Origin of the sequence: Cognaticolwellia mytili, from assembly GCF_002104475.1 — a bacterium.
GTDB lineage: Bacteria > Pseudomonadota > Gammaproteobacteria > Enterobacterales > Alteromonadaceae > Cognaticolwellia > Cognaticolwellia mytili.
On the sequence record NZ_NBOF01000001.1, the window covers coordinates 320,109 to 341,867 of the forward strand.

Below are 21,759 nucleotides of genomic sequence, written 5' to 3' on the forward strand. Positions count from 1 at the left end.
ATCGGAGATACTCAGTACACCTAGTAGTGTACTGAGTCATAGTTTTGAACATTTAGGCATTCACCATGGAAAGTAGCTTTTGGCATAAGTGTTGGGAACGAAACGCATTAGGGTTTCATCAACAGCAAGTGCACCCTTTTTTAACCAATTATTTTAAGTCTATGTGCTTAGCTTCAGATAAGCATGTTTTCGTGCCTTTATGTGGCAAAACACTTGATATGGCATACTTAGCGCAGTTTATCCGTGTTACTGGCAATGAATTAAGCGAAATTGCATGTCGTGACTTCTTTCTCGATAATGGGTTCGAGTATCAGCAACAGCACATTGGTGATTTCACACAATATTCCTGTGCACAACTATCTTTATTACAAGGTGACTTTTTTGGCCTATCTACAAATCTAATTGGCAATGTTGATTGGATATATGATCGAGCTGGGTTAATCGCTTTACCTGTGTCAATGCAGCAAAAATATGTAGAGCATTTAAAAACGTTTTTTTCTGCTTGTACACGACTCTTTCTTGTCACACTTGAATTTCCATCAAAGCAGCTAAAAGGACCACCATTTGCCATTACAGCTGATGATGTAGAAAAACTGTTTTCAGGCTTCAAAGTAACCTGTGTGGCGACTAATGAGTTAAAGGATAAGCAATTCGCGCAACGAAGCCTTGATGTTGATTATTTACAAGAAAAACTCTACATCATTTCCTTAGTTGATTAATCGGGCTGATTAGTTCGGAGTAAAGTAAGTGCACTTTAGTATTGCTGAAATAACAAAAAAGGTGCCAAAAGGCACCTTTCTTTGCGAGCATTAATTCTAGAGAAATTAATTTGCTACCGAAATAATGTTTATTCGGCTAGTGATGAAGTTTTAACGCTTTCATCGTTGTGTTTTTTAGCTTTAGTGTTCGTCATAGCAACTTGTGCATGAGTCTTAATTTCGATAGTGTTTATTTCTACCGTATTCAACTTGATAGATTGTGCTAAATTTACTTTAGCCATTTCCATAAAATCAAATGTATTAGTTGCTTGTACTTTTACTAACTCTGTTGCTTGGCTGCTATTCGCCACAAAAGCTAAAACGGCAATAGCCGATAATTTTAAAATGTTGTTCATAAGTCACCTGTAATAAAACGTCAATAGTCCTTATAGATGTTTTGGGACTTTTTCTTTTCACATGCAAACAAGGGTTGGGAACCTGTTTGTTTTCTACCCGTTCAATACGGGACAAAGATGAAGTCCTTCATCTATGGCGAGTATATTACGGTAAAGCTGGTAACTTTTAAAATGACAATTTATAATGTTATCCATTAGAAAAACTAATCTGACTACTTATGTCAGTAAAGTGATGGTTTATGCAGCAGAATGCATTCCATCAACATAAAGTTATAGGTGTAATTTGGCTAACAGACTCCCGCCACTAAACGCATTAAGAGCGTTTGAGGCATCAGCAAGGCAATTAAGTTTTACCCGTGCTGCAGAAGAATTATTCGTTACTCAAGCGGCGATAAGTCATCAAATAAAAGCTTTGGAAGAAAATTTAGGCATAAAGTTATTCATGCGTAAAAACCGCTCCCTTTTGTTGACAGAAGAAGGACAGTCTTACTACCTTGATATAAAAGATGTCTTTAACGCTTTGCATGAAGCGACAGAGCGCCTTTTAGCCCGGGGGGCAAAAGGCGCTATTACAGTAAGTATGCAGCCAAGTTTTGCTATTCAATGGTTAGTACCGCGACTGAATACTTTTAATTTATTGCATCCTGATATTGATGTGCGTATTAAAGCAGTTGACCAACCCGAGAACTCATTAACAGAGGATGTTGATCTTGCTATTTATTACGGAAGAGGGCGCTGGAGCGGTTTTCATGCTGAGCAACTACATACAGAGTATTTGATTCCTGTTTGCTCTCCGCTGTTAATGACGGGTAAGAAACCTTTAGATGAAATTGCAGATCTCGCCAACCATACGCTATTGCATGATACCTCACGAAGAGATTGGAAACGTTGGTTCAAGCATGTTGATGTACGAGGGGCAAATGTAAATCATGGCCCGATATTTAGTCATTCTGCAATGGTGGTACAAGCGGCAATTCATGGTCAAGGTGTTGCGCTAGCGCATAGTGTTTTAGCCAAACCTGATATTGATGCAGGTCGATTAGTTTGCCCATTTAATGATGTGCTAGTAAGTAAAAACTCTTACTACATAGTTTGTCGAGAGCAACAACTCGAAATAGGTAAAATTGCAGCGTTTCGTGAGTGGGTATTAAAAACCGTTGCGGATGAACAAGAGCTATTGGAAGAAGGACAAATTGTATAATGACTGAGTGCGGTGATAAAACAAACAGTGTGATTGATAAAACAACAGCTAGTCAGCTATTGAGCACAGTTGATGATGCTAAAGCATTAGTTATTTTTGCCCATGGTGCTGGCGCGGATATGGAACATGAGTACATTTCAGAAATTAATCGTTTACTGAACAATCAAAAAATTAATGTGTTGCGTTTTAACTTCCCCTACATGGATAAGCGAAAACTTGATGGAAAAAGACGACCACCGGATAAAATGCCAAGCCTCATAGCATGCTATCAGTCAGTGCTAGCAAGCATGAATAGTTCATTACCTATTTTTATTGGCGGAAAATCAATGGGTGGTAGAGTAGCTGCAACGATAGCAAGTGATAAAGACCTTATGTTGGATAGCCAAGTAAAAGGTGTGATTTGTTTAGGCTACCCATTTCATCCAGTTAAAAAACTAGATAAATTACGTTTAACGCCATTACAAGAAACACAGTTACCAGTTTTGATTTTACAAGGTGATCGTGATGCTCTGGGCAGTAAAAGTGAGATTGAAAGTTATGAAATACCGTCTAAGTGTCAAGTACACTATTTTAATGATGGGGACCATGACTTAAAGCCAAGAGTAAAGTCTGGTTTCACGCTTGAGCAACATAGAAATTCAGCAGTGCTTAAAATAAAGGAGTTTATCGATGTATGCAGCTAGTATAGCGAAACTTCTGGCACTATTTGTTGGTATCAGCGGTTGTTTTTCGGTATTATTCGGCGCTTGGTTAGCACATGGCGGACAAGCGTTGCCACTTGAGCTACAAGATAGATTGTCGATAGCACTTCAATATCAATTTATTCATACACTTGCATTAATATTAACGATTATTTTATACAAAGTTCATAGCAACATTGTATTGATATTTTCCGCGATATTTTTTGCCTTAGGTATTATATTGTTTAGTGGTAGTTTATATATTAAAACATTTTTCGATCTGACGATGATCGGAAAACTGGCCCCTTCAGGTGGGCTTTCATTTGCACTTGCTTGGCTGTTACTCGGTTTTTCAGGTGCCAAAATGTTTCAACATAAGTTAGGTAATTAATTTAAATGACTGCAATAGTTTTATATTGTCGCCCAGGATTCGAAAAAGAATGTGGCGCAGAAATTCAAGAAAAAGCGGCATGGAGCGAAGTGTATGGTTACTTGCAACTGACAAAAAACCAAGGTGTGGTTTATTTTCATTTGAATAACCCCGAAGATGGTGAGACATTAATGAAAAGTATGCCATTACGACGCCTTATTTTTGCTCGTCAATGGTTTATGACCGTAACTGAAAAAATTGCATTACCTGACTATAATCGTGTTGAAGCCATTGTTGAAGCATTGGGTAGCGAATGGCAGTATGCCGATTTACGCATGGAAACCCCTGATACTAATGACGGTAAAGAACTGTCTAAGTTTTGCCGTAAGTTAGCAGTACCTTTGCGTCAAGCATTAAGAAAAAATAAAGTATTGACCGAAAAAGGTAATAAAGAGGGGAGCAATAAAGAAGGTGCAATATTGCATGCTTTATTTCTTTCGGGCAAAGAAGTTATTTTTGGTTTCTCTCTGGTGCACAATACATCAGCGCATGTGATGGGTATTCCGCGTTTGAAATTCCCCAACGCATCGCCAAGCCGTTCAACATTGAAATTAGATGAAGCATTCCTACATTTTATTCCTCGCGATGAGTGGGAAACCAGATTAACCTCCGGCATGACTGCCGTTGATTTAGGCGCAGCACCTGGTGGCTGGACTTATCAACTAGTTCGTCGTGGTATGATGGTTACGTCTATTGATAATGGCCCGATGGCAGAATCATTAATGGAAACCGGGCAAGTTAAACATCGCATGATGGATGGTTTCAAATATGTGCCACAAAAACAGGCTGTGTATTGGATAGTACGTGAAACGGGTGCAGGTAAAAAAGTGAGCATTCCAGATCAGACCCCAATTGACTGGCTTGTTTGCGATATGATAGAAAAGCCACAACGCGTAATAGATATGGTTATCAACTGGTTTACTGAGGGATATTGTAGAGAAGCCGTTATTAACTTAAAGCTGCCTATGGCTAAAAAATACGATATAGTAAAAGAACTACTTGAAAAATTACATGAGGCATTGCCAAACTGTTATTACGAGGCAAAACACTTGTATTATGATCGTGATGAAATAACATTATTTGTTAAATATAAAGTGCACAGAGTTAATCAACGCAACTAATTTAAAGTCACACATTCGTTATAAAAAAAGAGCCTAACGGCTCTTTTTTTATGCTTGTTCAGTTTGTTTGAAAGGTTCATTTGTCAAAGCAGCAGTTTAAGTTTAGTGTATGAAAAGGGAAGTATAAAAAAACCAAGCATTAAGCTTGGTTTCATCATTATTGATAATTAGTTTGCTTTTATAAACGTTCTAATACCGCGTCTGTAAAGTCAGTAGTACCGTGTGTGCCGCCTAAATCGCGAGTAGTGCGATCACCTGTGGCAATTACATCAGTTAGTGCTTTTCTGATATTGTCAGCTTTATCGCTCATTTCTAGATATTCTAACATTTGTAATGCAGCTAAAATTACTGAAGTAGGGTTTGCTAAGTTTTTACCTGCAATATCTGGTGCGCTACCATGAACAGCTTCAAAAATTGCACAATCTTCACCTATGTTAGCGCCTGGTGCCATACCTAAACCGCCAACTAAACCTGCACATAAATCAGATAAAATATCACCAAAAAGGTTAGTGGTAACGATGACATCGAATTGCTCAGGATTCATCACTAACTGCATGCAGCAGTTATCAACAATCATTTCTGTTGATTCAATATCAGGATAACGAGCAGCAACTTCACGCGCAACTTTCAAGAATAAACCAGATGTTGATTTTAAAATATTCGCTTTATGCACAGCCGTTACTTTTTTTCGGCCTTCTTTTCGCGCAGTTTCATAAGCAAAAGTTAATATTTTTTCAGCACCGTCTCGTGTCACGATGCTCATCGCTTCTGCTTGTGTACCATCTTCAGACACCACTTGACCCGCACCGGAATACATACCTTGAGTATTTTCTCGTACTGTTAGAATATCGATATTTTCATAACGAGCCTTAGTACCTTTAAAAGAAAGTACAGGACGTAAATTAGCATATAATTTGAACTGCTTACGTAACGTAACATTAATCGAGGTAAAACCTTCGCCAACCGGTGTTGTAAGAGGACCCTTTAAAGTAACTTTGTTTTTCTTTATTAGGTCTAATGTCGACTCAGGAACGAGATCGCCGTGATTTTCTAATGCTGTTAATCCTGCATCAGCATATTCATAGGCAAAGTTACAACCAGCTTTATCTAGTACTTTAATCGTTGCGTCTATAATATCTGGACCTATGCCATCGCCAGGGATCACTGTGATAGTTTGTTTAGCCATTGTTTAATTACCTTATGAGTATTGCTTTTCTTGAATGATGAGAATCAAAATCGTTGATTAAATATACAATAAAAGTAAGCCAAGATAGTTGATCTAACACTACTTTTATTGATTTGTCGCCTTAATGTTGGGAATTATAGCAACTAATCGGAGCAGTTAGTAAGATTTTGCTTTAAACTTTAGTCTGATAGTTTGAGAACGATGAGATATTCATCACAATAATTTTTTGGTGTTTGAAAAGGCGTAAATAAAAAGCCTTTTAGTAGGCTTTTTAAGTTTAGTATTAAATATAATCGCAATTACTTATAAGTTTTGAAACTGTTGATAAGCTGTTTTGCCTATGGCTGTTAATATTCCATTAGCGAATAATAGCGCGGTACATTCATCTTGAGTGGTAATACCATCTGATTTAACATGCTGTGTGCGGTAAAAACTGACTTGGTAACTAACTTCATCAACAATTTTTGCTTCGGTGATATCAGGACTACCTAATTGCTCAATGGCGCTATTAAAATTAAATTTTTCTAAGGCAAGTTTTGCGATAAACTGTCGATTATAGGCTTCACGATCTTCCCACTGCATTTTTGCTGGGCTGTCATCATAAAAATTAACAACTAAGCCGACAAATATGCCATAGGCGGCTAATGCAACTAATATTCTGGCAATGACTTTTTTATTCACTTTTTTTCCTTTAGCCTTATATACAAAGAGGTTAAATTTTTACCTACTAACTATAATTTAAATTTTTGTATTTAGGGGCTATTCTATCGTATTTCTTTGAGGGTTAATCGCAATTCAAGTAATCACGCTGAATGTTACCAGATTGTTAAGTGCTGGCAAGCGTATTTTCAATAGGTAATCTAATGTCTTTTAAATTAAAGCCTAAAGAAATATCTAATTTAAGCGTCAGCAACTGTTTGCTGAGTGATATTTGCTCTTTATGTTGCTCTAGTTTCTCTTTGACGCTACTTTTTAAGTCATCTGCGCTAAGAATGCTTTTTATCGAACCATATTGATTCAGAAGTTTTGACGCGGTTACTTGTCCAATACCGGCAACACCGGGTATTTTATTGGTGCTATCGCCAGTTAATGTCCATAAGTCCATCAATTTATTTGGTTTTACGTTAAATTTATTTTCGACATACTCATCATCTAAATAACGTCGATTAAAATAATCGTAAACTTTTATATTTGGACAAAGTAATGATAGAAAACCCTTGTCGGTTGAAATAATGGTGACGTTTTGACTACGCAATGCAACTTTGACTGCTAGTGTGGCAATTAAATCATCAGCTTCGTCGGCCTCTGATACTAATGAGTCGACGAACTTCTTCATGAATAAATCTTGAATGTTGGGCAAGGTGTCAGCTAAATGCTGGGGCATTTTTTTCCGCCCTTTTTTATAGTCAGGAAATATATCATAGCGCCAACACGGGGCTTGTGAGTCAAATACAGCTAAAGCATGGCTAGGCTGCAATTGTTCGATAATTTTATTGAGTGCTTGCTCGCAACCTTTCGCGGTGTTAAATAGCACTTGTTGCTTGGTGTTCTCCGCTAATTCATTGTTCAGTAAGAATGGCCGTTCTTGAACGGCGTATATTCTTCGGATCAAGTTCAGTGCGTCAATTAAGACCAGATTTACAGCCATAAAACTTAACCTTCGATAACCTTATAGCAAGGCACATATTCACTGCCTGGTAGCTTCATACGCTGTTGCTTGACAAATGAGCCTAGTAAAGTATCCATCAAAGTCATCATGGTTTTGTCACCACTAATTTCGAACGGACCATTTTCTCGAATTGCTTTTATACCGTTGGCTTTTACATTACCTGCAACAATGCCAGAGAAAGCACGACGCAAATTGGCTGCTAATGAAGCGATATCTTGCTCATAATGTAAATTAAGTGACGCAATATTGTCATGATTTGGTTCAAAAGGCTGTTGAAAGTCAGGTTCAATGACTAATGACCAATTGAAGTGGTACGAGTCACCAGTTTGCTTTCTGTGCGCTACAACATCTTGAGTGGTTGATTTTAAGGTTTTTGCTACTTGCTCTGGATCGTCAACAATAATGGTATAAAGTTGTTGTGCCTGTTCACCTAAGGTTGCTGCGATAAATTTATCTATTTGATTAAAGTATTCCGCACTTTCACTAGGGCCTGTCAAGATAATCGGCAACTTTTGTGATTGATTTTTTGGATTAAGCATGATGCCGAGTATATATAATAATTCTTCAGCTGTTCCTGCACCACCGGGGAATATAATGATACCATGCGACATACGAACGAAAGCCTCTAAGCGCTTTTCAATATCGGGCATTATGACTAGCTCATTAACAATCGGATTTGGCGGCTCAGCGGCAATAATACTCGGCTCAGTTAAGCCAATGTAACGGCCAGTGTTATTACGCTGTTTTGCATGACCAAAAGTTGCGCCTTTCATTGGTCCTTTCATCGCACCTGGACCACAACCGGTACAGATATTAAAGCCACGTAAACCTAATTGATAGCCAACTTCTTTGGTATATTTATATTCAATGGTGTTAATTGAATGGCCACCCCAACAGGTAATCAAGTTTGGTGAGCTGTCAGGAATAATCGCATTTGCATTTCGTAAAATATCAAAGGTAATATTGGTAGCACTTTCGGAGCACTCAATATTTTCATCATAGCGGTTGCTGATAAACAAAATATCTCGCAGTACTGCAGAAAGGTGCTCTTGAATGCCTTTGATTATATTACCGTCGACAAAAGCGTGTTCAGGTGGATTGTCTAATGCTAATTTTACGCCACGCTCTCGGCGTAATACTTGAATTTGAAAGTCTAGAAATTGTTGATATATATCTTCAGCATTATCAGTATTGCTGCCAGCATTTAAAACTGCCAAAGAACAATTACGATAAAGGTTATAAAGCTTGCTAGTGGCTGATTGCTGTAAATGGTCAACTTCAGCTTGAGATAATAAATTCATATTACCTACTGGGTTTATTTGGGTGTGCATTGCTCTACCTCCTCAATAGTTCTATCCGTAAACAACTCTATTTTTACCATCTTTTTTCGCTTGATATAAAGCCGCGTCCGCGCGTTCAAATGATGAATGGGCATTGTCACCTTCTTGTACTAAAGAAACGCCAATAGATAAGGTAATACTGACGCGAGTGTTTTTGAAGGTAAAGGGTAGGCTAGCCACTTTTTTTCGTATAATATTGAGTTTGTTCATAACGGTAATTTTGTCGACGCCACTATAAACTAAAACAAATTCTTCACCGCCGTAGCGGCCGATAAAGGCATCATTGCCAACAATCTTGGTTAAGGTATTTGCAATCACTTGCAATGTCTTATCACCAGCGGTATGACCGTATGTATCGTTAATACGTTTAAAATCATCTAAGTCAATAACGGTTATTGTTAAATCAAAGTTTTCTTCGTGAAAACGCACGATTTCTTCTGCGAAGTGTTCATCAAATGCGGCTCGGTTACTGAGTTTTGTTAATGCATCTTGTAAGCTTTTTTTCTGTTGTTCTTTAATACGCTTTTCAAAACTTTGGCTTTGATGCTCTAATTGCTCAACTTGCGCCGACATATCACTAAGCTTTGTTTGCAATGTTTGACGTTGCTGCTTTTCCAATAGCGTTTTCTTCTCGAGCGCCTTAGCAATTTGTAATAGCTTGTCGTTTACATCAACTTTCATATCAGTTAACGAACTAGCGCTATTTATTTCGACACCCATGTCTTTTATTTTATCTTTTAGTTCTTTATTTATTTTATCATTAGCTACATCTGATTCTGTAGAACTTGCAATGGTTGAGCTAACTGATGCTTGTACAGTGGCTAAGGTTTCACTCAAGGTTGAGAGGAATATTTTAGCAGTACAGCGCTCTTGTTTTAAATCTTCAATAATAAGATCAAAAACATTCAGGCATTTAGTCATTAACATTTGATTGGAGGTTGTGCTACTCAAACTTGACTTAATTTTATTAAGGTCCGTTTTGTGTTTTTCTGAAATGATCAGAGTATTAAGAATATGATTAAAACGTTCTAATAATTTTTTAGGTGCAAGCTGTGCAGCGATATTAACGTCACTGTTTTTAGCTGTAGTATCAACTTTATTAATTTTCTCAAGAGAGGCCGTACTTCCTGAGTTGAGTAAGCCAACTGCTGTTGTTTCATTCTTGACATTTAATACACTTTCATAAACAGCGATGAACTCACTTAATAGTGGCACGTACTGAATCAGTGAATCTTGACTCTCTTCGTTATTTTTAATAAGCGTTTGTAGTTGCTTACGATTAGCTAAAGGTTGATTTTTAATTTTCTGTAAACTAGTGGCTGAAACTTGTAGCTGCTGATGTATTTTTTTAATATTGTTATCATTATGCAAGGAATGCTGCTGTAAAAGAGCGGTAATAGTTTTTATCTCTTTTTCCAAATCAGCGAAACTTGTTGCTTTTTTTAGTAATGAACGAAGATTGGCAAGTTTATTATCGAGTAATTTGTCGATACCTTTACAGGTATATGAAAGTTTGCCGATGAAATTAGTCAGCAATGCCGACTGCGCACTAAATTCATTCTCTAATTCACTGCGAGCGTTAATAGCGGTATCAAGCTTTGATTTTAGTTGGCTGATGGTTTTTTCCGCAATTGTATTTGCGCTCATAAAAACTATTCCTAAAAAATGTTCAAAAAAAAGTTATTAACTTCTTCGGCACTTAAATTAGATTTTAGTATTGATGCTAAAACCGTTTGCCTCATAGGCTAATAATAAACATAACCGTATAAAAAGCTAGCAGAAGTCGTTAAACTTATACAGGTTGCAGAAAAAATATACGGCTAATTTCTGTTATTGACGAATTGTTCTTAAATTTGGTGCTTTTGCCTTCGATGACGAGCGAAAAGGGTTGATGTCCAGTCCTCCTCGTCGCGTATAGCGAGCAAATACTGATAACTCTTTAACCTGACAAAATTGTTGAATATCACAGTAAATCCGTTCAACACACTGTTCATGAAATTCGTTATGTTCCCGAAATGAAATTAAGTACTTTAACAAACGTTCATGACAAATTTTTGTGCCAGTATAGTCAATATATACGCTAGCCCAATCAGGCTGATTGGTAATTAAACAATTGGACTTTAGTAAATGACAGACTAGGTATTCAGAAACAATTTCAGCATTAGTACCAGATTCAGGTTTTAATATTTCAGGTTCAAGGGTAAAGCTTTTTATTTCAATATCTAACTCGTCAATGCAAACTGCTTTACTCTCTTTTATTGCCAGCGCAGGGCACTTATTAACAGCAAAAAGTGATACTTGAGCGTTAGCTTGCGCAATAGCTGATAAATCTTTAACTAATGTAGTTTCAACACTTTGCCAAGAAACAAATTTAGTTTGATTAAAGCTATTTAGATAGAGTTTAAATGACTTCGACTCGACAATGTTTGCGCTTGTGCACGGAAATCTAAATTCAGCGACGGCAACTACTGGCTTGCCCTTACTGTTCAACCAAGATAGTTCATAGCCATACCAAATATCTTCACCGTAAAAAGGCAAATTATTAGCGCTTATTGATAAGCTGTCTCGATTTAAGCTTCTTGGTACACCTTGAAGCAAATCTGCGTTATATTGGCTGATATAATCAGTTGTTTTTCCGAGCGTTAAGTTACTTAGTTCTTTCGCGTTTTGATAAGTGCTCATTTTTTTATGTAGTATCTTCTTAGGTTGTGACAATTTTAATCGTATTTTCTTTATTTTATAGGAATTAGTGTCTAGATGAAAATATCAAATGTTTCCCTTTCCGACGTAATTTGGCGTTTCTCTCAAGATTACGTGCAAGCGTATCAACAAAAGTTTCAACATTTGCCAATTACCCAGCAAGATAAAAATTGGCTTTCACCTTGCGAACAGAGCGTTCATCAAGAAAATTACTCTTTATGGCAGCCAGTTAAAGCTGATAATGAGTTGACGTTTGACAACGTCGAATCAGCACTTGAAGCAACACTGCATAGTGATATTAAAACTTATTTTACTAGCATTTATTGTGACTCTATAGATGCAAGCTGCGAAGAGGGCAATCTGTCATTATTATTTGCCTGGAATAAAGACGACTTTGCCCGCTTACAAGAAAATATTATTGGTCACATTTTAATGAAGGGCAAATTAAAACAAAAGTTAACAGTTTTTTTTGCGGTTACTGATAATGAAGATCATATTATTTCTGTGGATAATGAGTCTGGCGAAGTATGGGTTGAAAAAGTAGGTTGTGAAGCCCATAAAAAGTTAGCTGATTCAATCGCAGAATTTATTACACAACTTTCACCAAACCTACCACCTAACGAAGCCGAAGGGCCACAAACTAAATAAAGTATTATTCTGAATTTGTGCTTAACTTTATTTAGTTAATATAATCTCTATTTAACTCAGTAGCAGGGTTAAAACTCAAGCTACTGAGTATTTTTATTTATGTTTACTCATCAGCTGCTCTAATAGAGCTTTTACTTCGGCTAACTCTTGCTGCAATGGCAAAATAGCTTGTGTGATTAACTTTGAAAGCTCTTCATTTTCTGGCACCGTAACTTCTTGCTCACTAGCTCCTATGACATCGTTTTTTGCTTTTATAAAGTCAGGCTCATGTTGCCAAGATTTTAATACTGAAATGATTCTCGGCAGTGGTGTTGGTTGGCTTAATTTGCCTTTTATTAGAGCAACCGTGGGCGTTCTTCCTTGATTCGCCAGTTGATTGGCAATGATGGATATTTCATCAGATATCGTCATAAAGAATAACTCAAATGTTAAAGTAGCAACATTTTAGCGAAAAATACTAACCTTGTCTTGCTTTGTTTTAATATTAATCACAATATTGTATTTAATTTCAATGCGTTAGCGTGTTGGTTTGGCATTTGCAGGTGTATTATCAAAATAACTACTTTTTACTGAGAGAAAAATAAAATGAAAAAATCTTTATTAGCATTAATCGTTGTAGCGCCTTTAACACTTGGATTAACAGGCTGTGTTATTGCTGTTGGCGGAGAAGATGGTCATTCAATTACTGGCGACTTTGAAGATAGAGAATATGAAAATAGAAAAAAAATTGCCCGTATTCAGCTAAATAGTAACTTTTCAGACGTATCTCGTGAAATGGGTGTTGCCGATTTTAACGAAACATATTTAGATGGCGGCAAAACAGTTAATGTTGTTTATTACCGCACGCACCGTTTACATAAAGACGGCTTAACAACTAAAGACGAATGTACAAAATTAGTTTTTATCGATAATGTTCTTAACGCTATCGAACAAGGTCGCTAATTCACTAAGTCAATTTGTTAAGTAAAATTATTGCATTTAAGAATAAAAAAGGAGCAATATCCCATTACGGGTATTGCTCCTTTACCTCCCCTGAACTTTCTTACTATTTATAATACTTCATATGTTAATGGTGTTTCTTTTGTTGACCGCTATGAGATCTTGCAGAACTACTTTTTCTACTGGTACGAGCAACTTTAGTTACAGAGCGATTGCTTGAGCTTTTATAGCTTTTTTGCTGCTTACGTTGGTTACTAGCCGTACTTCTAGTTTTTACCGGCTTACTTTTTACATAGTTGGCTTTTACGTGATTTTTATTTGCATAGCTTTTCTTAACTGTTTGCTTGTTCGTATGCTTATACTGCTTCACATCTCTGTGCTTAGTAGCGTAAGGCTTAGTCTGAATTTTGTTAACTTTCGTATGAACATTTTTATTGCTATGACGTTTTACTTCTCCACGATTATATTTTGTTTGTTTAGCCTTAGTTTCACGCCATTTCGAATCTTTATAAGGTTCGCGTTTGGTTACGGTATGTTTTGTCTTGTTATGTTTGTTGACCTTAACAGCTTGATTCACTTTTAACTTATGGCTGACGTTTTTATGCAATTTACTTGTGCGCTTAGTGTAATGCTTACTCTTATTCGCTAAATGTACTTTTTCTGAGTGAATGTTTTTTGAACGTATTGCTTTGTGGTGTTGTACGCTTGGTGTATGACTACGGTATTTCTTTTGAATGCTAGTGCTACGATAAGCTACACCTTTTCTATGGCGTGGGTTATGTTGCCATTTTTTCGATTGATAGCTAGTCGATACTCGCTTATTACTATGATGCTTGTAGTAACGGGATTTGTGATGATGGACAACCACATGATGATTACTCCAGTGCACACTACCGAAGAACAAACCTAGCGTTAAATGAACAGGGTTGTGCCAATAATATGGACCGTGATGCGATGCATAATGACGCGGGTAATTCCAATAAATTGGCGGGTAGCGTGACCATCGCCAATCACCATAAACAACGCGTGTATCATAATAAGGCACATAAATTACTTCAGGCTGTGCTGGATTGATGATAATTGTTTTAGTTTCACGAACAACATTAACGTTGTCCATTTTTTCTAAGTTACCCGCAATATCTGCTTGTTGTCTTAATGATTGTATACTGGCTAATACTAATGCCTGATCTTGTAAAAAGGCATCACCAATATTGCGCATCCAATATAAATCGTTGCTGAGCTTTTTGAGAACATTAGGAAAAGGCAATAATGCTTTTACGCTGGCATCCCAATCTTCATTCTCCGCTGCGTCTGCACGTTCTTGATCCGTAAATTGATTGTTTTTTTCTAACCAACGTTCAGCATCAACAACTTCAATAGGATAAGTAGCAGCAATTAGAATGTGGCTAAGTAATGCATCGGGATATAAGGCAATTGGCGCTAGCATTTGCTCAAGTTCAGCTTCAGTGAACTTAGTCATGCTTTCAACTTGGCTTTGCTGATTCTTTGCGTCATTTGTTAAAGTGTAATTTTCGAGTGCAAAACTTTTTGTTGCCGTGAAAGACAGCACCACTGCACTTGAAAGAGATATAATCAAGTTACTTAACGACTGTTTAAATTTAAGCTTTTTCATATAACCACTCCTTTGCGAATAATCTGAAACGCAATGATATTAAAAGTTACTTTTCAAGTTATGCATACAAGAATACGCCTTGTAAACTGAACGCAACCTGAACATCAACATTACTTTTCATAAAATGATCTTAGAGGAGGTGAATTTGTATTGTTTTGGTATTGTTTGGGGGTAGAATAGTGATTTAAATTATGATGTTAGAGTAGGCAGTAACGCAAAACGTAATCGTCTATTGATATGCCAGATACTATTTTAGGATCAGGTTAATATGTATTACTGCGGGAAGTTAAGAATAAATTTTGCGCCTGTTAGTGAAGACGATTCTCCAATTGCAATGCTACCTTGATAGCTATCAACTAAGTCTCGTACAATTGCTAAGCCAATACCGTGACCATGTTGGTAGGTATCAGCGCGAGTGCCACGATGTAATATATCTTGACGTAGCGCCTCTGCGATACCACAACCATCATCTTCAATAATGAATTGTACCACTTTTTCTTCGTCCGTGACCTTGAGTGAAACTTTAGCTTTAGCGGCTTTACAGGCGTTGTCTAATAAATTTCCTAATACCTCAAGTAAGTCAGCATCGTCGCCTCTAAAAACTGCTTCTGATGCTATATTAACAGTGAAGCTTATTGCTTTATCTTGGTAAATTTTTTCTAAGCTGGAAATTAGTTTATTGGCAATAGGCGCTATTTTTGTGCCTAAATGCCATGACGATTGTCCTGCACTTTGCGCTTTACGTAATTGGTGATCAACCATTGAATTAATCACGCCCAACTGTTCAATGGTTAACTGTGAAAGCTGTTGTTGACTTTGTATTACTGCTAACGGTGTTTTCAAACTATGAGCAAGGTCTGAAAGGGCATTTCGATAACGTTGACGCTGTTTTTGTTCAGCGCTTAACAATAGATTGAGTTGATCGGTTACCTGAGATAACTCTGTTGGATAGAAGCCCGCTAGACGCTCACTTTTTCCTTGTTCTACATCTTTTAGCTCTAAGCGCAATGTTTTTAGTGGTTTAAGTGTCCAAAGTGACCACAAATATTGAAATAATAGTAATATCAGCATTAAGCCAGCTAGACCTAGTAAGAGTTTATGATGAAATTCTTTCATCATAAGTGCCAAATCATTTTGCTGCTTAATGATGTGTAAAGTCATGGTATACGGCTCAGACTCACTGCCATAGCTAACACTTAAGCTATAAACAAAATGGCGAGTCGACTCTATTTCGATTTGATAGAACTCACTTTGTCCTAACTTCGGTTGTCGATATTGCTCTGGCTGCCATAAAGAAAGTAATGATTGAGAACTCCATAAAATCTCGGCTACAGGGGAGGGATTATTCTCGTTCTCTTCAAGTTTTATATTGATGGTATTTGGTATTGATGTAAGCACAGCATATAAACCGGACTGACTTACATTAAATTGTGTTTCTAGTAACTGCTCAGGCATGAGCAACTGATTATTTTCAACTTCTACAATGGCTAAAATAGAGTAAGAATAGGCTGAAAGTTCATTGTTAATGCCTGCAATCATATGCTTTTCATAAGCATTACTGATAATCAGCCCAACTAAAGGCAATAATACAAAAATCATTAACAGCGCACTAAACAGCACTCTGTTTCTCAACGAATTAAAGGTTTTTTTTAAGGTATTTAGCAATGAATATTATCCAAGTAGAACAGCTTTAGCGTAGGGCAGTTCATGCGCATTATTCAAACTTCTTTAATAAATAGCCTTGACCACGTAAGGTTTCAATAAACTTAAATTGATTCTCGGGGTCGAGCTTCTTACGTAAGCGTCGAATGAATACTTCAATCACATTGGAGTCTAAATCGAAGTCTTGATCATAAATGTGCTCGGTAAGTACCGCTTTGGATTTAACTTCACCTAAATGATGCATTAGATATTCAAATAATTTGTACTCGTAACTACTTAGCGAAACAACTTGTTGATTAACTGAAACTTGCATGCTTGAAGTATTAATTGCAAATGGTCCATTTTCAATTAGTGGACTGGCTTGACCTGCACTTCGTCTTATTAAGGCATTTAACCTTGCGAGTAATTCTTCGAAATGAAATGGTTTGGTTAAGTAATCATCAGCACCTGCATCCAACCCAGATACTTTATCTTGCCAACTACCACGTGCGGTTAATATGAGTATCGGAAAGTCAAAGTCTTGTTCTCGTAAGGCTTTTATAATGCTAACACCATCAAGTTTTGGTAAGCCTAAGTCTATAATTGCGGCGTCATACGGGCACTCTTGTCCTTGAAATAATCCTGACTCTCCATCACTGGCAACATCGACGCTATATTTTGCGTCGGTTAATTGATTCTTAATTTGTAATTGGAGGTTTTCATCGTCTTCGATCAGCAAAATACGCATTGATTAACGTCCTGAAACTCTGCCTGATTTGGCATCTACATTGACAGAAATTACATGACCATTTTTTTTCAGTAACTTCACACGATAACTAGGATTGTTTTTTGAGCCACCACTACTAACTTTTAATACTTTGCCGCCATATTTACTTTTTACAATACGGGCAGCTTGTTGAGCACTAATCGATTTTGACTGGCTAGACTTTGCATATTTGGCTGGCACAATTCTTATAGTGTCGTAGCCATCCTCAAGCTTAGCATGCGTTGGCGCCGCTATGAGTATGCTGATAACACTTAAAATAAGTAATTGTTTTTTCATTATTGCACCTGATCAAATCTATATTATCACCCAGTGTAAAATAATGGCTGATGTAATCCAAGTATCCGCTAATCTAAAATAGTAAAGCTGAACAGTTACTGAACATAAGTTATTCAAGAATACTATTTTATTTTCTATCAGCACTATACCCAAGCCACTTGAAGATGCAGGATTCAGCAAGCCGAGAAAGGGTTAGCACCAAGGCATTGATTGAAGAGGATGGTTATTCCACTGTAGAAATCAATAACACCGGAGATGACCCTTTCTCGCCTTGCCCTATGGGAGCTAAGCTAGAAAACCAGTTCAGTGTTGCAGTACTTGATAAGGGAATAACCATTACCTGCGTGCTGCGCCTTGCTCTGATTTCCTAGCTTAACTCTGAAACTGCACCTGCGAGTCGCTTGGGTATATGTTGTTCATTTTGTTCAGCAAAGGTTCATCAAGGTTACGCTTTAATTGTCTCATCATTTAAAAGGAGATTGCAGATATGTTGAATCATAACCTTACATTTAGCCTAATTATTACTTTGTTAGTAAGCAGCCAACCCGTGTGGGCCAATTCATCTGAACAAGCAGTGGCACAGGACAATAAAATCAACCACTCAGTAGGTAAGCTTAAACGTACACTTGCGGGGAGCGAACTTAAATCTGATAAATTGTTAGCTGACACTGAGACTGCCCAAAGAACAAAACAGCACCAAGGACTGCAACGAGACGCGGTTATGCTTAGCCGTGCGCAAGCTAGCAAAGTAGACGCTACTGTTAAGGTGAATAAATCTGCAGAACAGGCGTCCAGAGCAGTGAATTTCGACCACAGTTTTTCAATTTATACCGGCTATAGCCAATTAATTACCGATATTGATGCCGATGGCTATTATCAAACTTTTAAAGTCAGTTTTGATGCGGATATACTGTCATCTTTTAGTGATACACAAGCACTTGTATACGCAGACTTATATTTACGCAAAGTTGGTGGTCCTTGGATTTTATACTTTTCAACAGATGACTTTACTATAACAGGTGAAAGTACTGATGATGAGTTCGAGGTCGTTACTCGACTTGAGTCTGGTTATGCACCTGATAATTATGATGTGCTGATTGACTTATATGAAGTTGGTTATAGTGATGTGGTCGCTACGTATAGTTCAGACAATAGCAATACCTTATACGGCTTGCCATTGGAAAGTAGTGATTATGACCCTGAATACTATGAAGTTGAATTTCATGATGAGCATGGTGGTGGCGTAAGTTGGTTTTTGCTTTCTTTGTTGTTGGTTTTAGTTGCACGTCGTCGATAGCTTAATATGGTTAATTATATTACTAAGTATGCAGTCAATAAAGCGACTAGTCATGTGAATACCGCATAATTAGTCGTTATATTATGAGCACTGAATTAAATAGTCTACAAAGATGAAAAGTTTGAAGGTTTAAGCGAAGTAAGCCTTTAAATTAAGCATGATAGCGCTATTTAGCTTATTAATCTTCATCAATAATTGAGAATAAAATTTGACCTGATTTCAAGAATACTGATATGGTGAAGCGATAAAAATTATAATAATTCGATTCATTTATGAGGGAAATTAAATGTCATCAGAAGTCATTGACGAAACAAGTGTCGACATAAAAGCAGCCTACTTATCAGCTGAAGATTTAAAGTTAGCGGCGTCTTTGCTGTATCAGGCTTACCATGATGACCCGGTGTTTTTAGAAATATTTTCTTCAGAAAAAAGTGATTATGAACAACGGCTACGCGCATCAATTCGTGAAGAGTTAAACGCATTTTGGCAAGCAAAGCAACCGATGATTGGCTTGTACTTAGGAGAAACCATGGTTGGTGTCGCCTGCCTAAATAACCCTGAAGAGGGAGTGACTTCAGAACGTTTCTGGCATTGGCGTTTGAAAATGCTATTGGGTGCAGGTTATTTTAGCACTAAGCAAATGATTGAAAAAGAGAAGGTGGTTTTAGCTGCAGTACCACTTAAAAAATTCCACATGTTATCTTTTATTGCCATTCACCCTTTACATCAACACCATGGCTTTGGTCACTACTTGATGGCGGCTGTTAAGACCATTTTAACTGAACATAAAGATAGTGAAGGGGTAGCTGTTTACGCTACCAGTAAAAAATATAAAGAATTTTTTAATGGTGTAAGTTATCAATTTATAAAAGAAGTTGAAGTTGGTAATGTTTCAGGATCGTTGATGGTTTATTATCGTGATGATAAGCAAATATAACTACTTGAATGTAGCGTGGAACTTACTAAACAGGGAACTAATGCTCTCTTTTATTTAATTACGGTTATTTTTATTACCATTGCTACAGTAAATTTATGCACAGCTTTTTTTAAAAAAAATCATAACGTGTGGAAATTATATTGAACATTTGCAATGTTGCCAATATCAAATGCCAGTACTTTGCGCTTTCATGGAATATTGATTCAAAGTTTATTATTGATGAGAATAATTCTATTGTGGTTGTGATGTAATTCATCGTGATTGGGCGAAGATGAATAAAAAAGAGTTGATTATAATGGTTATCTGCTTTTTAACTTGATTCCTTGGCAGAAAAAGCTAATGGATAGTACGCTTTTGTTTGTCCCAGGAGCTTCCTCGCCAATGAGAAATTGTTCCAGAAGCTTCGCATGTACTGCAATGCCACTCAATTACTTCATTTGATATAACCGCAGCTGAAATTTCGCCTTCACAGTACAACCCTGTTGCTCGAGCGTTGCATTTTAAGTCAAAATCGCTCAATGGATGCTCTATATTGTGAGAAACAGATAAGATTATTTTAGTTATAAAATTGAACACTTTTTTTGCTTGTTCTGTAAGATCAAGTGAGTTACCTTCTTCATCAAGAAAGTGGCTTAAATTTGCTTTTAATGTCATAGGTTTCTTAACCAAAGAAAATGCTTATGTGCTCAATATATAGAACTTAACGATTTTGGTACATCATTACAGATTAAAGACTTTTAATATATTTAAATTATAGTACGACGTGACTAATTTTTGCTGGATAACATTTGTATATTCAATCAATATTGGGTAGTAAAAATAATCACAGATGTGGGGCAGCGTACCTTCTGTATTATCTATAATTTTATTAAGGCGTTATTGGATACATGGAAAATAATCACTTTATAATTGCAAGAACACTGCATGTTATTGCTGTCGTACTATGGATTGGTGGTGTTGCTTTTGTGACTACAATTTTAATTCCGGCGATAAGAAACAGCCAATCAGCTGAAAATCGCTTGAACTTATTTGAAGTATTGGAAGGTAAATTCAGTTTTCAAGCGAAACTAACTACTTTAGTGACCGGACTCTCGGGTTTCTATATGTTACATATCATGAATACATGGTCGTCGATGCAATGGTGGGTGTATTTAATGATTTTCATTTGGTCTGTATTTAGTGTTGTCTTGTTTTTACTTGAACCATTATTTCTACACAAGTGGTTTCATCGGCAAGCTAAAATAAATGATGAAAGAACATTTTTAGTCTTGCAAGTTATGCATATAGTTTTGTTATCTATTAGTCTAATAGCTATTTTTAGTGGTGTTGCCGGTGTGCACGGACTTTTTTACTAACCGGACCTCTGTTGCTATTTTTATTAGTTGTCATTACTTGTGTGTAAACTAGTGCAATCAATTGTAATGGCTATATGATCTACATCTATTAATTTTAATGTACCTTGCTGGTCTTGAAATTTCATATCTAACGGTGGGGAAATATTTAGCGAGTTGTTTTTTCGTGCAGTAAGAATAATTTTGAGCATTATTTTAATCGGTGTCTTTGATTGATTAACTTCAATGCTCAGAGTGAACCCGCAAGTAAGTGATTTACATAAATACAATGACTGATAAGCTTAATATTTGAAATGTCAGCATGCGAATAATCAGCACTTAAAGCGCTATTAAAATGTTTTATATAGTCGTTCTTGATTTTGTCTGATGGAAGGTGGCTTTTTGACTTCTGAAAATGGAGCATCACTAATGATAGCCTTCATTTACTCTCTCTTTTGAACTTAGTATAAATATTGCATCAATCGAACCTTCTGAGTGACTTCCATTAGGAAGCCAACTTAATTAACTCTCCTCATTTCGCTGTGTAAAGCTGACTCCAGAGAGCACTGAACATACAAATGATTTCATCTCAGTTATCTATGTAGTAACACAGTATATTTCGCTTAAAACTAGCTTTGTTTGTAGTATCCTCTAAAGGCATTGCTTGTATCTCCTTTTTATAATGCAAGCTTCTAGCGCATCGAGAAGCCCTTTCATATGCTGAGTTACTACACTTACTACACTTAGTGCACTCATATTTAACCTCAATATATTATTTTTAATACTACAATAGATAAAAAAGTTAATTGTCATCTTGACAATATAACTA

At 36.7% G+C, this 21,759-nt stretch carries 24 protein-coding genes; 11 read left to right on the top strand and 13 right to left on the bottom strand.

The genetic code is table 11. The annotated features are described in order from the left end of the window. The first annotated feature begins 65 nt into the window (after nucleotides 1-65). Nucleotides 66-719 (top strand): thiopurine S-methyltransferase, encoded by a 654-nt coding sequence (gene tmpT, locus B7C41_RS01215; protein ID WP_085296938.1) that lies wholly within the window; start codon nucleotides 66-68, stop codon nucleotides 717-719. Nucleotides 720-847: 128 nt separating this feature from the next. Here tmpT and B7C41_RS01220 read toward each other — a convergent pair whose 3' ends face one another. Continuing rightward, nucleotides 848-1,114, bottom strand: coding sequence for a hypothetical protein (locus B7C41_RS01220; RefSeq protein WP_085296939.1), 267 nt, complete (start codon nucleotides 1,112-1,114; stop codon nucleotides 848-850). Nucleotides 1,115-1,397: 283 nt separating this feature from the next. Here B7C41_RS01220 and B7C41_RS01225 point away from each other — a divergent pair, with 283 nt between their 5' ends. From B7C41_RS01225 to rlmM, 4 genes are read left to right on the top strand one after another with little or no spacing between them, the layout of a single operon-like run. Next, complete coding sequence (locus B7C41_RS01225; RefSeq protein ID WP_085296940.1) at nucleotides 1,398-2,315, top strand: transcriptional regulator GcvA; 918 nt, start codon at nucleotides 1,398-1,400, stop codon at nucleotides 2,313-2,315. Beyond that, the gene (locus B7C41_RS01230; protein WP_085296941.1) at nucleotides 2,315-2,998 is read left to right on the top strand and encodes an alpha/beta family hydrolase; all 684 of its coding nucleotides are present in this window, start codon (nucleotides 2,315-2,317) and stop codon (nucleotides 2,996-2,998) included. Before B7C41_RS01225 ends, B7C41_RS01230 begins: the two co-directional genes overlap by 1 nt. After that, nucleotides 2,985-3,386 (top strand): DUF423 domain-containing protein, encoded by a 402-nt coding sequence (locus B7C41_RS01235; protein ID WP_085296942.1) that lies wholly within the window; start codon nucleotides 2,985-2,987, stop codon nucleotides 3,384-3,386. The genes B7C41_RS01230 and B7C41_RS01235 overlap by 14 nt, the downstream gene beginning before the upstream one ends. A gap of 5 nt (nucleotides 3,387-3,391) precedes the next feature. Further along, entirely contained in the window at nucleotides 3,392-4,546 is a 1,155-nt protein-coding gene (gene rlmM / locus B7C41_RS01240; RefSeq protein ID WP_085296943.1) for a 23S rRNA (cytidine(2498)-2'-O)-methyltransferase RlmM, read from the top strand. Between the two features lie 178 nt (nucleotides 4,547-4,724). Here the strand turns inward: rlmM and B7C41_RS01245 are convergent, their stop codons facing one another. From B7C41_RS01245 to queF, 6 genes are all read right to left on the bottom strand, one after another. Next, nucleotides 4,725-5,732, bottom strand: coding sequence for an isocitrate dehydrogenase (locus tag B7C41_RS01245; RefSeq protein WP_085296944.1), 1,008 nt, complete (start codon nucleotides 5,730-5,732; stop codon nucleotides 4,725-4,727). A 303-nt stretch (nucleotides 5,733-6,035) separates the two neighbouring features. Further along, nucleotides 6,036-6,413, bottom strand: a complete 378-nt coding sequence (locus B7C41_RS01250) for a DUF3192 domain-containing protein (protein WP_085296945.1) — start codon at nucleotides 6,411-6,413, stop codon at nucleotides 6,036-6,038. Nucleotides 6,414-6,558: 145 nt separating this feature from the next. Beyond that, nucleotides 6,559-7,380: a flap endonuclease Xni gene (gene xni, locus B7C41_RS01255; RefSeq protein WP_085296946.1), complete on the bottom strand. Its 822-nt coding sequence runs from the start codon at nucleotides 7,378-7,380 to the stop codon at nucleotides 6,559-6,561. A 5-nt stretch (nucleotides 7,381-7,385) separates the two neighbouring features. Beyond that, the gene (gene ppnN, locus B7C41_RS01260) at nucleotides 7,386-8,732 is read right to left on the bottom strand and encodes a nucleotide 5'-monophosphate nucleosidase PpnN (RefSeq protein WP_085296947.1); all 1,347 of its coding nucleotides are present in this window, start codon (nucleotides 8,730-8,732) and stop codon (nucleotides 7,386-7,388) included. 21 nt (nucleotides 8,733-8,753) lie between these two features. Further along, nucleotides 8,754-10,388 (bottom strand): GGDEF domain-containing protein, encoded by a 1,635-nt coding sequence (locus tag B7C41_RS01265; protein ID WP_085296948.1) that lies wholly within the window; start codon nucleotides 10,386-10,388, stop codon nucleotides 8,754-8,756. A gap of 183 nt (nucleotides 10,389-10,571) precedes the next feature. Next, entirely contained in the window at nucleotides 10,572-11,423 is an 852-nt protein-coding gene (gene queF, locus B7C41_RS01270) for an NADPH-dependent 7-cyano-7-deazaguanine reductase QueF (protein ID WP_085296949.1), read from the bottom strand. A gap of 75 nt (nucleotides 11,424-11,498) precedes the next feature. Here queF and syd point away from each other — a divergent pair, with 75 nt between their 5' ends. After that, nucleotides 11,499-12,089, top strand: coding sequence for a SecY-interacting protein (syd, locus tag B7C41_RS01275; RefSeq protein ID WP_085296950.1), 591 nt, complete (start codon nucleotides 11,499-11,501; stop codon nucleotides 12,087-12,089). Nucleotides 12,090-12,182: 93 nt separating this feature from the next. On the opposite strand, the gene B7C41_RS01280 is transcribed toward syd, so the two are convergent. Next, nucleotides 12,183-12,500, bottom strand: a complete 318-nt coding sequence (locus B7C41_RS01280) for a hypothetical protein (protein WP_085296951.1) — start codon at nucleotides 12,498-12,500, stop codon at nucleotides 12,183-12,185. A 174-nt stretch (nucleotides 12,501-12,674) separates the two neighbouring features. On the opposite strand from B7C41_RS01280, the gene B7C41_RS01285 reads away from it, so the two are divergent. Next, nucleotides 12,675-13,031: a DUF3192 domain-containing protein gene (locus B7C41_RS01285; protein WP_085296952.1), complete on the top strand. Its 357-nt coding sequence runs from the start codon at nucleotides 12,675-12,677 to the stop codon at nucleotides 13,029-13,031. 124 nt (nucleotides 13,032-13,155) lie between these two features. Here B7C41_RS01285 and B7C41_RS01290 read toward each other — a convergent pair whose 3' ends face one another. From B7C41_RS01290 to B7C41_RS01305, 4 genes are all read right to left on the bottom strand, one after another. After that, on the bottom strand, nucleotides 13,156-14,661 hold the full coding sequence (locus B7C41_RS01290) for a DUF3300 domain-containing protein (protein WP_085296953.1): 1,506 nt from the start codon (nucleotides 14,659-14,661) through the stop codon (nucleotides 13,156-13,158). Nucleotides 14,662-14,934: 273 nt separating this feature from the next. Then, nucleotides 14,935-16,260: an ATP-binding protein gene (locus tag B7C41_RS01295; RefSeq protein ID WP_085297667.1), complete on the bottom strand. Its 1,326-nt coding sequence runs from the start codon at nucleotides 16,258-16,260 to the stop codon at nucleotides 14,935-14,937. Nucleotides 16,261-16,375: 115 nt separating this feature from the next. Further along, nucleotides 16,376-17,050 (bottom strand): response regulator transcription factor, encoded by a 675-nt coding sequence (locus B7C41_RS01300; RefSeq protein ID WP_085296954.1) that lies wholly within the window; start codon nucleotides 17,048-17,050, stop codon nucleotides 16,376-16,378. Between the two features lie 3 nt (nucleotides 17,051-17,053). Beyond that, nucleotides 17,054-17,365, bottom strand: a complete 312-nt coding sequence (locus B7C41_RS01305) for a PepSY domain-containing protein (protein ID WP_085296955.1) — start codon at nucleotides 17,363-17,365, stop codon at nucleotides 17,054-17,056. Between the two features lie 164 nt (nucleotides 17,366-17,529). Between B7C41_RS01305 and B7C41_RS01310 the strand changes: the two genes are divergently transcribed. The 3 genes from B7C41_RS01310 (at nucleotide 17,530) to B7C41_RS01320 (ending at nucleotide 19,599) form a co-directional block, all read left to right on the top strand. Continuing rightward, nucleotides 17,530-17,736, top strand: a complete 207-nt coding sequence (locus B7C41_RS01310; protein ID WP_085296956.1) for a hypothetical protein — start codon at nucleotides 17,530-17,532, stop codon at nucleotides 17,734-17,736. Nucleotides 17,737-17,852: 116 nt separating this feature from the next. Further along, nucleotides 17,853-18,662, top strand: coding sequence for a choice-of-anchor H family protein (locus B7C41_RS01315; RefSeq protein ID WP_085296957.1), 810 nt, complete (start codon nucleotides 17,853-17,855; stop codon nucleotides 18,660-18,662). A gap of 286 nt (nucleotides 18,663-18,948) precedes the next feature. Continuing rightward, complete coding sequence (locus tag B7C41_RS01320; RefSeq protein ID WP_085296958.1) at nucleotides 18,949-19,599, top strand: GNAT family N-acetyltransferase; 651 nt, start codon at nucleotides 18,949-18,951, stop codon at nucleotides 19,597-19,599. Nucleotides 19,600-19,935: 336 nt separating this feature from the next. On the opposite strand, the gene B7C41_RS01325 is transcribed toward B7C41_RS01320, so the two are convergent. After that, entirely contained in the window at nucleotides 19,936-20,253 is a 318-nt protein-coding gene (locus B7C41_RS01325) for a hypothetical protein (RefSeq protein ID WP_085296959.1), read from the bottom strand. A 233-nt stretch (nucleotides 20,254-20,486) separates the two neighbouring features. Between B7C41_RS01325 and B7C41_RS01330 the strand changes: the two genes are divergently transcribed. Further along, a complete protein-coding gene (locus B7C41_RS01330; RefSeq protein ID WP_085296960.1) occupies nucleotides 20,487-20,954 on the top strand; it encodes a hypothetical protein in 468 nt (155 codons plus the stop codon). The last annotated feature ends 805 nt before the right edge of the window (nucleotides 20,955-21,759 follow it).

Coding starts and splice junctions, on each gene's coding strand:
- B7C41_RS01320 (WP_085296958.1), top strand. CDS start 18,949: ATGTCATCAGAAGTCATTGACGAAACAAGTGTCGACATAAAAGCAGCC.
- B7C41_RS01290 (WP_085296953.1), bottom strand. CDS start 14,661: ATGAAAAAGCTTAAATTTAAACAGTCGTTAAGTAACTTGATTATATCT.
- B7C41_RS01305 (WP_085296955.1), bottom strand. CDS start 17,365: ATGAAAAAACAATTACTTATTTTAAGTGTTATCAGCATACTCATAGCG.
- B7C41_RS01300 (WP_085296954.1), bottom strand. CDS start 17,050: ATGCGTATTTTGCTGATCGAAGACGATGAAAACCTCCAATTACAAATT.
- B7C41_RS01285 (WP_085296952.1), top strand. CDS start 12,675: ATGAAAAAATCTTTATTAGCATTAATCGTTGTAGCGCCTTTAACACTT.
- B7C41_RS01295 (WP_085297667.1), bottom strand. CDS start 16,260: ATGATTTTTGTATTATTGCCTTTAGTTGGGCTGATTATCAGTAATGCT.
- B7C41_RS01245 (WP_085296944.1), bottom strand. CDS start 5,732: ATGGCTAAACAAACTATCACAGTGATCCCTGGCGATGGCATAGGTCCA.
- queF (WP_085296949.1), bottom strand. CDS start 11,423: ATGAGCACTTATCAAAACGCGAAAGAACTAAGTAACTTAACGCTCGGA.
- rlmM (WP_085296943.1), top strand. CDS start 3,392: ATGACTGCAATAGTTTTATATTGTCGCCCAGGATTCGAAAAAGAATGT.
- B7C41_RS01310 (WP_085296956.1), top strand. CDS start 17,530: ATGCAGGATTCAGCAAGCCGAGAAAGGGTTAGCACCAAGGCATTGATT.
- B7C41_RS01230 (WP_085296941.1), top strand. CDS start 2,315: ATGACTGAGTGCGGTGATAAAACAAACAGTGTGATTGATAAAACAACA.
- B7C41_RS01315 (WP_085296957.1), top strand. CDS start 17,853: ATGTTGAATCATAACCTTACATTTAGCCTAATTATTACTTTGTTAGTA.
- B7C41_RS01265 (WP_085296948.1), bottom strand. CDS start 10,388: ATGAGCGCAAATACAATTGCGGAAAAAACCATCAGCCAACTAAAATCA.
- syd (WP_085296950.1), top strand. CDS start 11,499: ATGAAAATATCAAATGTTTCCCTTTCCGACGTAATTTGGCGTTTCTCT.
- B7C41_RS01325 (WP_085296959.1), bottom strand. CDS start 20,253: ATGACATTAAAAGCAAATTTAAGCCACTTTCTTGATGAAGAAGGTAAC.
- ppnN (WP_085296947.1), bottom strand. CDS start 8,732: ATGCACACCCAAATAAACCCAGTAGGTAATATGAATTTATTATCTCAA.
- B7C41_RS01280 (WP_085296951.1), bottom strand. CDS start 12,500: ATGACGATATCTGATGAAATATCCATCATTGCCAATCAACTGGCGAAT.
- B7C41_RS01220 (WP_085296939.1), bottom strand. CDS start 1,114: ATGAACAACATTTTAAAATTATCGGCTATTGCCGTTTTAGCTTTTGTG.
- B7C41_RS01235 (WP_085296942.1), top strand. CDS start 2,985: ATGTATGCAGCTAGTATAGCGAAACTTCTGGCACTATTTGTTGGTATC.
- tmpT (WP_085296938.1), top strand. CDS start 66: ATGGAAAGTAGCTTTTGGCATAAGTGTTGGGAACGAAACGCATTAGGG.
- xni (WP_085296946.1), bottom strand. CDS start 7,380: ATGGCTGTAAATCTGGTCTTAATTGACGCACTGAACTTGATCCGAAGA.
- B7C41_RS01330 (WP_085296960.1), top strand. CDS start 20,487: ATGGAAAATAATCACTTTATAATTGCAAGAACACTGCATGTTATTGCT.